This is a genomic window from Psychrobacter sp. ANT_H3, from assembly GCF_027919975.1.
Classification (GTDB): domain Bacteria; phylum Pseudomonadota; class Gammaproteobacteria; order Pseudomonadales; family Moraxellaceae; genus Psychrobacter; species Psychrobacter maritimus.
In genome coordinates, this window is record NZ_JAQISM010000008.1 from 86306 (window position 1) to 97714 (window position 11409).

The window sequence follows — 11409 nt, forward strand, 5'->3', positions numbered from 1 at the left end:
AAAATACAGATTACTCAAAATATCACCCAAACGAAGGTAGCCCTAACTATGCCAAAACGTACCGACATAAAAAGCATTCTTATCATTGGCGCAGGCCCTATCGTCATCGGCCAAGCATGTGAGTTTGACTACTCAGGCGCGCAGGCGTGTAAAGCGCTAAAAGAAGAAGGCTACCGCGTCATCTTGGTCAACTCAAACCCTGCAACCATCATGACTGACCCAACCATGGCGGATGCGACCTATATCGAGCCAATTACGTGGCAAACGGTTGAACAAATTATAGCTAAAGAACGTCCGGATGCTATCTTGCCAACGATGGGCGGACAGACGGCGCTAAACTGTGCTTTAGACCTAGACAAACATGGCGTCTTGACCAAATACAACTGCGAATTGATTGGCGCGACCAAAGATTCAATCGAGATGGCGGAAGACCGCAACTTATTTGATAAAGCCATGAAGCGTATTGGCCTTGAGTGTCCACGCGCTGAAACAGCCGAAACCATGGAAGAAGCCTTTGCGACCCAAGAAAAAATGGGCTATCCGTGTATCATTCGCCCGTCATTTACGATGGGTGGTTCAGGTGGCGGTATCGCTTATAACCGTGACGAATTTATCGAGATTTGTGAGCGCGGTTTTGACTTATCACCAAACCATCAATTGCTTATCGATGAATCGTTAATCGGTTGGAAAGAATATGAGATGGAAGTGGTCCGTGACAAAAACGACAACTGCATCATCATTTGTGCGATTGAGAACTTTGACCCAATGGGTGTGCATACCGGCGACTCCATCACAGTTGCCCCAGCACAAACCTTGACCGACAAAGAATACCAAATCATGCGTAATGCTTCATTAGCAGTACTGCGTGAAATCGGCGTTGAAACGGGTGGCTCAAACGTGCAGTTCGGTATCAACCCTGAGACTGGTCGCATGGTCGTCATCGAGATGAACCCACGCGTATCACGCTCATCAGCATTGGCCTCAAAAGCCACTGGCTTCCCGATTGCTAAAATCGCAGCAAAATTGGCGATTGGTTATACGCTTGATGAATTGCAAAATGACATCACGGGTGGCAAAACGCCAGCGAGCTTTGAGCCTGCACTTGATTATGTTGTGACGAAAATCCCTCGTTTTAACTTTGAAAAATTCCCGCAAGCCGATAATGTTTTATCAACGCAGATGAAATCGGTTGGCGAAGTGATGGCAATCGGTCGTAACTTCCAAGAGTCGATGCAAAAAGCATTGCGCGGGATGGAAACTGGCAATGATGGTTTTGATGAGCAAATCGACTTATCAAAAGTAAGCATTGAGAAAGCCCGTAGCGAGATTAATAATCGCTTAACCATTCCAACCCCTGAACGTATTTATTATATTGCTGATGCTTTCCGTATTGGGATGAGCGTCGATGAAGTGTTTAACTTAACCAAAATTGACCCATGGTTCTTGGTACAAATCGAAGATATCGTCAAAACTGAAGCACAAGTTAAAGCGTTAGGTTTTGGCGGTTTAACTGAGCATAATTTACGCAGCTTTAAGCGTAAAGGTTTGTCAGATTTGCGTTTGGCGAAACTGCTTGGCGTCTCACAGAAGCAGCTACGCACCAAGCGTTGGGATTTAAACGTTTATCCAGTCTATAAACGCGTCGATACCTGTGCCGCAGAGTTTGCGACTAGCACCGCTTATATGTATTCAACGTACGATAGCGAATGTGAAGCCAATCCTACCGATAATAAGAAAATCATGGTTATCGGCGGTGGTCCTAACCGTATCGGTCAAGGTATCGAGTTTGACTATTGCTGTGTCCATGCGGCGCTTGCCATGCGCGAAGATGGTTATGAAACCATCATGGTTAACTGTAACCCTGAAACGGTTTCAACCGATTATGACACCTCTGACCGCCTCTACTTTGAGCCAATCACACTTGAAGATGTGTTAGAGATTGTCCGTATCGAAAATCCTGATGGTGTGATTGTACAGTTTGGTGGCCAAACGCCATTGAAACTGGCGCGCGCGCTTGAAGCTGCTGGCGTTAAAATCATCGGTACTAGCCCAGATGCGATTGACCGTGCTGAAGACCGCGAACGCTTCCAGCATATGATTCAGCAATTGAATCTTATTCAACCAACCAATGCTCTAGCGACGAGCTTAGAAGATGGTTTGGTTAAGGCAAAAGACGTTGGTTATCCGTTGGTGGTACGCCCGTCTTATGTACTCGGTGGTCGCGCGATGGAAATCGTTTATAACGAAGATGAATTAAGACACTACTTGCGTACTGCGGTACAAGCGTCAAACGAAGCACCGGTATTGTTAGACCGCTTCTTAGATGACGCTATCGAAGTCGATGTCGATTGTGTTAGCGACGGTACTGACGTCGTCATTGGCGGTATCATGCAGCATATCGAACAAGCTGGCGTGCATTCTGGTGACTCAGCCTGTTCACTGCCGCCTTACTCATTGTCTGATGAATTGTGTGACGTTATGCGCGCGCAAACCGTTGCGATGGCAAAAGAGCTTGGCGTAATTGGTCTAATGAACGTCCAGTTTGCGGTAAAAGGTGAAACCGTTTATATCTTAGAAGTGAATCCACGTGCGGCGCGTACTGTGCCTTTCGTTTCTAAATGTATCGGTACTTCTTTGGCGCAAATCGCGGCGCGCTGTATGGCTGGCACGTCATTAAAAGACCAAGGTTTTACCACTGAAATCGTTCCTGCATTTTTCGCGGTAAAAGAAGCAGTATTCCCATTTGCTAAGTTCCCTGGTGTTGACCCAATCTTGAGTCCTGAGATGAAATCAACCGGTGAAGTGATGGGCGTTGGTAAAACCTTTGGCGAGGCATTCTACAAAGCGGTCATCGGTAGTAACGAGCGTCTGCCAGGTCTACCTGTTGAGGGCGAAACCAAAACTGTCTTTATCTCGGTACGTGATAGCGATAAAGAACAAGTCGCCCCTATCGCCCGTCAGCTTATCGACTATGGCTTTAAAATCGTTGCCACCACTGGTACGCAAAAAGTACTTAGCGATAACGGTATCGAGTGTAAGCAAATCAATAAAGTCACCGAAGGTCGCCCACATATCGTCGATGCCTTGAAAAATGGTAAAATCGACCTTATTATCAATACCACTGAAGGCAAACAGGCACAAGAGGATTCATTCTCTATCCGCCGTAGTGCCTTACAAGGTAAAGTCTTTTATGTGACAACCTTAGGCGCGGCAGATGCGGTTTGTAAATCTTATGCCATCGACTTACCGTTTGATGTGTATAAGCTACAAGATTTGCACGAACAAGCAAAGACTATCGCATAGCTCTATTGACTTGGCGGCATAATTTCAGTAGATTAAGCATAACTGCAACGCTTATTTAATAGCTGCTGCAAAACTTGTTATCTATTTTTATATAACAGTAGTGCTTAATAACAGTAGTGCTTAAAAAAACAAAGTTTTAAAAAGATAGACCTAAAAAGCATAGTGGCTAAACTGCGACTATGCTTTTTATTACGTAAGGTTCATGTGTATCATCTATCAGTGTATATACGCTCATAGATAAGCGCGCATTTACTGATGACGCCGTCTAAACCTCATTCTTTTTATATCTTCACATACTCATTGCAACAACACTGACACCATCTCACTATTCACTAGGAGATGGTGTGGTGTTATTGGTTTAAGGAAAAAACATGCAACGTTATCCCATGACTCCGCAAGGACATGCGGCTCTAGAAGCCGAATTAAAACAGTTAAAAAGTGTCGACCGTCCCCGCATCACCGCTTCTATCGCTGAAGCTCGCGAACACGGCGATTTAAAAGAAAATGCTGAATATCATGCAGCTCGCGAACAACAAGGTTTTTGTGAAGCGCGTATCCGTGATATCGAAGCAAAACTTGGCGGCGCGCAAGTGATTGACCCGACGACATTGCCAAAAGATGGTCGTGTGATATTCGGCGTCAGCGTCGTTATTGAAAATATGGACACCGAAGAAGAAAAACAGTACAAAATCGTTGGTGACGACGAAGCAGACTTTAAAGCTGGCAAAATCTCAGTCAACTCGCCGATTGCGCGTGGTTTGATTGGTAAATCTGAAGGCGACGAAGCCCGTATTGAAACGCCAAAGGGTGTGGTTGAATACGAAATCATGAAAGTGATTTACGATTAATCTGGTTGGCTTTTATAGTGAGTAAAACAGTAATTTTCTTAAGAAGGATATAAAGTAAAGCACACAAAAAGTTATCGTTTATAGGAGAGCAGTTACACAACGCTGCTTTTCTACTCAATTCGTTTTGGCGCATAATTGTTGAGTTGAGATGGCTAAATAATTAGGCGCATGGCACATGCTTAGCTATTCATTAAAATAACGACGGATAAATCAGTAATTCGATAGTTTATGATTTAATCGTTTGATAACACGCTTCGATAGATAGCTTATATCGTTTGGCGGTTTATGACTATTATTAGTACTGCATTAATACTGCTACCCTCGTTGACCTGCTCTGTATAGTCAACGAGGGTATTTTCATCTAAGTGTTTGTCATTTTTGTTTTACTTATTATAACTTTAAAGGACTTTATTATGACCACTACTATTCATCGCTCATCAGGTAACATGCAAAAAACAGCGACATTTACTGCAGTATCAGCACTGTTGGCAGGCGCAATGATGTCTATCGCCACAGCCAATGCCGCGCCTGAGATAGCGGTTAGCTCGTCTGTTGGTAGCACGACGGTGGTTGAGCAATATTCTGATGGTAAAACGGCGGTCATCACCGCAACACCGAATAGCATCACCATGCAAGATGGCATGCCGTTTGCGGTGACACAAGTGACCAATGTGCCGCGCTATACGGTTCGTCAAGTCGCCAGTAATGGTACTAGCAATACCGTCGTCACCCAAGGCAGTGCCACAGTGACGAGCGTGCCTGTGACCAACCAGATGACCAATCAAACCAGCAGAGTTGATGTCATAGCCGTGCCGACGACTAGTGTGACAGAAGTCTTGCCTTTGACGACGGCTACCCAATTGCCAGTCCTCAATGCGCCAACGACAACCGTAGTAACGAACCAACCTGCAACGACGCAAATCGTATCTACCTCTTTAGACGCTCTGCAACTGACCCCGACTTTTAGTACGCCTGGCGTGGTCAATGCACAAACCAAAGTCATGAAGATATTAAAAAACAAAGACGGTCGTGAAGTGGCCGTACCAGCGAATCATATCGCGCCTGGTGACGTCATCGAATATCACACCACTTATACCAATACCACAGCACAGCCTGTCACTGATATCAATGCGATGGTGTCATTGCCAAACGGCGTTCAATTGGTATCATTAAACAGTCCACTACCAACGTTTGCGACCACTGGCGGCGACAGCTATCAAACTATCCAACAAGTTGGCAATACTGTAGTCGTTACGGAAAACTATTCTGGACTAAAATGGAACTTGGTTGACCTTCCTGCTAACGCACCGCAAACGGTTGTTATACGCGCTAAAGTTCAGTAACGACTACCGCGTATAAAAACATATTTGCTAAATAACTGCTCTAAAAGTTCTGCTAATGCAGGGCTTTTTTGTTTGTAAAGAATATAAACGACAAAGCTCTTTTTGATAGTAATTTTTCAGCGATAATAAATTATTGGCATCTAACGACACCATCTGTCGTGTTATTTCTAATATTCTTCTATAAATACAATGACTTAACGTTAATTTTGTTAAAATAGCCTTTCATTAATGCATTGGTAAATATCGTTTATGGCAACCATCAATTATGAACGACTACAAGGCAAGCTCAATATTTTAGCCGACGCTGCTAAGTATGATGTCTCTTGCTCATCCTCCGCTGGTACGCGCAAAAACCAAGGCGGTGGCCTCGGTGATGCCTCAGCAACCGGTATCTGTCACAGCTATACCGAAGATGGTCGCTGCGTTAGCTTGCTCAAAATTCTGCTGACCAATCATTGTATTTACGACTGTGCTTATTGTACCTCGCGCAAAAGCAATGACACCCCGCGCGCCGCTTTTAGTGTCGAGGAAGTCGTTGATTTAACCATGCAATTTTATCGCCGTAATTATATCGAAGGGCTTTTTCTCAGCTCAGGTATTTTTAAAAGTGGGGATTATACGATGGAGCGCTTGGTCGAAGTCGCCAAAATATTACGTACCCGTGAACGCTTTAATGGCTATATCCATTTAAAAACTATCCCCGGCGCGTCAAAAGAATTGTTATTAGAAGCGGGATTATATGCTGATCGTCTTAGCGTCAATATTGAGATTCCGACGATATCTGGTCTGGCTTTACTCGCACCAGAAAAGTCGCATGAGCAATTAAAAGCACCAATGCAAACGGTAAAAGAAGAAATCATCACTATCCGTGAAAGCCGTAAAACCCATAAAAAAGCACCAAAATTTACCCCAGCCGGTCAAACCAGTCAAATGATTGTTGGCGCCAGTAATGAAACTGATTTGCAAGTCATACAGCTATCGAGTCATTTTTATAAGCAATATGATCTTAAGCGCGTCTACTATTCTGGCTATGTGCCGATGTTGGCAGATAGTCGCCTGCCAGCGATTGGAACGCCTGTGCCGATGATACGTGAAAACCGTCTGTATCAAGCCGATTGGCTGATGCGCTTTTATGGTTTTGGCGCGCACGAAATCGTTGAGCCTGACTCGCCATTTCTAGACTTAGATTGCGACCCAAAACTCGCTTGGGCAATCCGCCATCGTGAGCATTTTCCCGTTAATATTCAAACCGCCACTTACGAGATGATTGTACGCATTCCCGGCATCGGTACCAAAACGGCTAAAAAGATAGTAAAAGCACGCAAGTTTAATCAGTTGACGCTTTATCATTTAAAAAAAATGGGTGCGGCGGTCAACCGTGCAAAATATTTTATCGCTACGACGGGTAAAAACGAGCATCTTGCGCATTTAACGCGTGATAATTTCCGTCAATACGTACTGGCGCAAACGCAGACCAAGTATAAAGACCAACGTAATGGGCAGTTGGCGCTGTTTTAATCCAATAGGAACATAAATGTCACAACTGATGCAAAACCATGACTATATTGTCGGTCAATTAACGCCCATTATTGTGCTTTATGAGCCAAGTTTTGAAGGTTGGCTGAGTGCGGTATTTTATGTCTATGCCAACCGCTTACAAGAGGATGAATCCTTACAGTTAATTGCTCAAGACTGCTATGTACCCTCGTTAATTGCTAATTCAACCAGCATCGAGACCAATGACGAACATGTGGAGCGAGTACTAGCAAAGCTTAATCAACTATTAGGTCGTTCAGGTATGCGTAATATTCTGTGGGGATTTTTATCAGAAAAAGACCATATCGGCACCACTTTATTTCAGGTGGTTAAATATGCCATCGACTACCCTAGCCGCGCTATTATGGAAGATTTGGGTAATCTCAATGTTTTGGAGTTGGTACAAACCGTCAAGTCTGTCGCTCGTGAGAAGCACCGTATGGAAGCCTTTGTACGTTTTGAGCACACCACTGACGACATTTACTTTGCCCGCGTTGAGCCTGATTTTAATGTGTTGCCCTTGATTGGTGAGCATTTTCGGCAGCGCTACCAAGATCAGCATTGGGCAATTTATGATGTGGCGCGCGGCTATGGTATTTATTATGACAAAAGTAAAAGTACGCCGTCGCGCCCTGCTGCCTTGCAAACTATTACAGACTTAGACGATGCCGTACTGCGTAATCCTGCTAGTATTCATAGTCAAGATGAGCAGCGCTATCAAAAGTTTTGGCAAGGTTACTTTACCAACGTCAATATCAAAGAGCGTAAAAATCCGCGGCTGCATAAGCAATATCTGCCGCAGCGCTATTGGAAATATCTCAGTGAGAAGCAAGTGCTGCCAAATGCTGAGCATCTACAAAAACGCCGCTAGTTTATTAAGATTAATACTAAGGTTAACAGTCATTAAATGATTAATCTTAGCTAAAAAAAGTATGGCAAATTCGACCTTATCTTTTTATCTTGGTGGTTGAGTTTTCGGCGCTTTTAACTGACAATAGCAGCTTGATATCTTATTTGGTGACCGACGCTATTATGAAAGTTATGCGCTTACTGTCGTCTTTAAAGCATGATGAATCCGAGCGCGGTATTTTTCATCTTGGACGCGCTTTGGTTAAAAATGAGCATACTTCCATCATTATCTCCAGCGCTGATGAAGAAAATGACTTGGTCAAACGTCTAAAGCGTGACGGCAATATTTACCATCAGCTCTATATGAATAAAAAATCTTGGCTGTCACTGCTACAAGTCGCCCCGCTACGCCGCCTGATTGAAAAATACGACCCCGACGTCATTCATGTACATTCACGCACACCCGCATGGATACTGCATTTGGCACTGCGCCGTGCGCGCGTCAAGCGCCGACCAAAACTGGTCTCGACCATGTATGGCTTTTATCCGATTAATAAATACTCACAAGCGCTGCTTGATGTCGATACCATCATCACGGTCTCTGATAGTGTCACCAATTATCTAAAAAAAGGCCTGCGCCGTGAGGACCTAGAACCCAAGGTCATTAAGCGTATCTATCGCGGTGTCGATACGCGCCGTTATCCGTATCGGCATAATCCTTCTGTTTATTGGTTGCGGCACACTTTTGCTGAATATCCTGAGCTTGAACATAAAAAATGGCTGGTCTTTCCGACCATCATTGGCAATGAATATGGGCAAGAATGGCTGATTGATATTTTGGGCAATCTACAAGAACAGTTTCCCAATATTCACGCCATTATTATGGATGAAGATTACCGCGAGGGCGACGTCGCGCATGAAGACTTTCGCCAACGTAGCAATACGTTAGGGCTTTCTGAACGTATTACCTATGTCGGTAGTAAGCGTAACGACATGCGCGAGTGGCTGTCAGCCGCCAATATTGTCATGGCGCTTGCTAACGAGCCTGAATCTATCGGTATCAATGCCCTACAGGCGATTCATTTAGGCACGCCAGTGATTGGTTGGGATCAAGCGGCGTTTAGCGAGATTTTACAACCGCTTTATCCGCAGGGTTTGGTTAGAAAGTACAATGCCAAGGCACTTTGTAAAGCGGTACGCAATCAGCTAGAAAGTGTTACGCGTCCTGAAATGACCACCAAATTCACCATGCGTGAGATGATTGAGCAAACCCTTGCGGTATATCAAGAGCTGTATGAAGAATCGCTTGCAGAAGCGCAGGCGGATGCAGCAGCGGTCAAAAGAATTAGAAACAGCCTTAGCAAGGCGTCTAAATCCATTCCTGAATCCCCTTATGTAAAAATCGAACCAGCGGATAAAATCACCAAAGTCAGGTTGCTTAAAAACACTACTAAAACGACCGATGCTAAAGTGCTAGAGACTAAAGTTCTAGAGGCTAAAACCGCAGACATGAAAGCGACAGATACTAAGGAAATACAAGTGAAAGTAACAGAATCAGTAAAATCAGCCGATGATTCAAAAGCAACTCAAGACAATACCGAATAACTTACTCATAACCATCTATTTTCAGCAAAAAAAGCGCTGCTTCTATTTCTAGAAGTAGCGCTTTACATGATAATGAATAATTTCTAAAACTCTTTTAAAACACCCAATAACGTTAATTAATCTCTAACATTAACTTAATAAGTCGTGGGCGTATGCGCACTTACGATACGAGTTACACCGTCAGTAGGATTGATAAAAGTGTGCGGTTTAATCGTATCAATCACATAACTGTCACCTTCATTCAGCAGATAAGTCGTCTCTTCAATGCGAATCAATACCTTGCCTTCAATGACAGTGCCTATCTCTTCACCTTCGTGAGCGATTTTTTCTTCCGTCGAGCTATTAGGCTGATAAGTCTCAATCAAAAACCCAAGATTTTTAGTGGTGCTACAATTATATACCTGCTTTAGAGACACTCTACTGCTTGGCTCGCTCAGCTCTATCAAATCTTTTGGCGTAACCACCACACGTGCTTTAGGCTCTTTCCACTCATCACTAAAAAAGGTCGTTAAATCAGACCCTAGCACCAGCAAAATCGCCTTTAGCGTATTCACCGCTGGGCTGACTTTGTTACGCTCAATCGAACTGATTGAGGTATTAGTAACCCCTGCCATCCTTGCCAGCTTGCGTTGCGAGTAGCCTTTTGCAAGGCGCAGCTGATTGATTTTTTTACCGATATCTTCTTCTGGCTGTCCATCCATCTCGAGCACGGACGGCGCCTCATCAGACTCTAACCCGTCTTCCTCATCGCTATTAACGTCATCAGTATCAGCCTCGTCTTCGAGCGAATTCATCTCATTTTCGGGCGCAGCGCCCTCTTTTTCGATATCGTTTTCTGCACTATTATGAACCGTGTTTTTTGCTGGCATAGTGGATAAATTCCTTGAATAGAAATTTCGACAAATCGTCTTGTGCATAATTTAACTCAGGATGCCATTGTACACCAATCATAAATGGATGTTTTATTAAGCTGATCGCTTCCACCAATCCATCCGGTGCGCGTGCCTCGACAAACAAATCCTTACCTACTTTATTGATGGCTTGTTTGTGCAACGAATTGACGAGCCATTTTTCACCAAACGCCGCCAGTCGACCCTCAGGTTGGATAATCACGTCATGCACCGGCTGATATTGCACCTCAAGTGGCTGGGTATTGTCCTCCAAATGCGGCTCATAAAACCCTTCTACTTCGCGCCAATCTGGGTGCAAGCTGCCATCAAAATAGACATTCATCTCTTGCAAGCCTCGGCACACTGCCAATAAAGGCGTACCAGAGTTTTCTGCATGAGCAAGCAGCTTAAAGCTTAGCTCATCACGACCTAAGTCCTGCTTTTCTTCAATATGTGAAGCGCCATAACGCGCAGGCGCAACATTACTATAACTGCCCGTCAATAAAATGCCATCAGCAATGGCAATCAAAGCCGCGAAGTTTTCATTTTCAGCAGCGGTGTTCGGCAGCAAGATAGGATTACCACCATAAAAATGGACGGCATCGATATATTTCTGATACACCGCTTGCGCGGGTTGACCGTCAACCATCTTATGGCAGGAGACAATGGCAATAATGGGTCGATAAGTTTGCATTTTATTCTTCCTTGAATGTGATATATGAGCCTCAAATCTTCTATATGCCGAGATTTCGTTGATTAAAATCTAACACAGTCTTTTGGATAATGTAAACTATAAACTTCATTTTTAGTTAATAAAAACTCTATTGGATATAATTAATTACTTTTTAATAGTTTTAAATATTAATTGACAACTATAAATTTCAGTCATATATTGAAGGGCATCAGTAAGACAAAAGGTTAATAACAGTACTTACAACCTTGATGTCATCACTGATGAAAACAAAGCTAAGAACAATGCTAAGTGATTCATTTTGCAGTAGAAATATTACGCAATCACATGAAAAGGATACTTAG

Annotated in this window: 8 protein-coding genes; 6 read left to right on the plus strand and 2 right to left on the minus strand. The window is 43.7% G+C overall.

Annotated elements, in window-relative coordinates; translation table 11 throughout:
* Positions 1 to 48: 48 nt before the first annotated feature.
* The 6 genes from carB to PG901_RS06400 all read left to right on the plus strand — a co-directional run bounded on the left by carB (position 49) and on the right by PG901_RS06400 (position 9484).
* Positions 49 to 3303, plus strand: a complete 3255-nt coding sequence (carB, locus tag PG901_RS06375; protein ID WP_271133927.1) for a carbamoyl-phosphate synthase large subunit — start codon at positions 49 to 51, stop codon at positions 3301 to 3303.
* Positions 3304 to 3674: 371 nt separating this feature from the next.
* Entirely contained in the window at positions 3675 to 4151 is a 477-nt protein-coding gene (greA, locus tag PG901_RS06380) for a transcription elongation factor GreA (protein ID WP_079691347.1), read from the plus strand.
* A gap of 413 nt (positions 4152 to 4564) precedes the next feature.
* A complete protein-coding gene (locus tag PG901_RS06385) occupies positions 4565 to 5494 on the plus strand; it encodes a hypothetical protein (RefSeq protein ID WP_271133928.1) in 930 nt (309 codons plus the stop codon).
* A 249-nt stretch (positions 5495 to 5743) separates the two neighbouring features.
* Positions 5744 to 7012, plus strand: a complete 1269-nt coding sequence (locus PG901_RS06390) for a putative DNA modification/repair radical SAM protein (protein WP_271133929.1) — start codon at positions 5744 to 5746, stop codon at positions 7010 to 7012.
* 16 nt (positions 7013 to 7028) lie between these two features.
* Complete coding sequence (locus tag PG901_RS06395; RefSeq protein WP_271133930.1) at positions 7029 to 7901, plus strand: TIGR03915 family putative DNA repair protein; 873 nt, start codon at positions 7029 to 7031, stop codon at positions 7899 to 7901.
* A 161-nt stretch (positions 7902 to 8062) separates the two neighbouring features.
* A complete protein-coding gene (locus PG901_RS06400; RefSeq protein ID WP_271133931.1) occupies positions 8063 to 9484 on the plus strand; it encodes a glycosyltransferase in 1422 nt (473 codons plus the stop codon).
* 134 nt (positions 9485 to 9618) lie between these two features.
* Here the strand turns inward: PG901_RS06400 and PG901_RS06405 are convergent, their stop codons facing one another.
* Together PG901_RS06405 and PG901_RS06410 are read right to left on the minus strand one after the other, a co-directional pair.
* Complete coding sequence (locus PG901_RS06405; RefSeq protein WP_271133932.1) at positions 9619 to 10353, minus strand: cupin domain-containing protein; 735 nt, start codon at positions 10351 to 10353, stop codon at positions 9619 to 9621.
* Positions 10328 to 11068, minus strand: coding sequence for a gamma-glutamyl-gamma-aminobutyrate hydrolase family protein (locus tag PG901_RS06410; RefSeq protein ID WP_271133933.1), 741 nt, complete (start codon positions 11066 to 11068; stop codon positions 10328 to 10330). Before PG901_RS06410 ends, PG901_RS06405 begins: the two co-directional genes overlap by 26 nt.
* Positions 11069 to 11409 lie beyond the last annotated feature (341 nt).

Excerpts from the sequence above, each read along its gene's own strand:
- PG901_RS06410 (WP_271133933.1), bottom strand. The coding sequence starts at position 11,068 with ATGCAAACTTATCGACCCATTATTGCCATTGTCTCCTGCCATAAGATG.
- PG901_RS06400 (WP_271133931.1), top strand. The coding sequence starts at position 8,063 with ATGAAAGTTATGCGCTTACTGTCGTCTTTAAAGCATGATGAATCCGAG.
- PG901_RS06390 (WP_271133929.1), top strand. The coding sequence starts at position 5,744 with ATGGCAACCATCAATTATGAACGACTACAAGGCAAGCTCAATATTTTA.
- PG901_RS06385 (WP_271133928.1), top strand. The coding sequence starts at position 4,565 with ATGACCACTACTATTCATCGCTCATCAGGTAACATGCAAAAAACAGCG.
- carB (WP_271133927.1), top strand. The coding sequence starts at position 49 with ATGCCAAAACGTACCGACATAAAAAGCATTCTTATCATTGGCGCAGGC.
- greA (WP_079691347.1), top strand. The coding sequence starts at position 3,675 with ATGCAACGTTATCCCATGACTCCGCAAGGACATGCGGCTCTAGAAGCC.
- PG901_RS06405 (WP_271133932.1), bottom strand. The coding sequence starts at position 10,353 with ATGCCAGCAAAAAACACGGTTCATAATAGTGCAGAAAACGATATCGAA.
- PG901_RS06395 (WP_271133930.1), top strand. The coding sequence starts at position 7,029 with ATGTCACAACTGATGCAAAACCATGACTATATTGTCGGTCAATTAACG.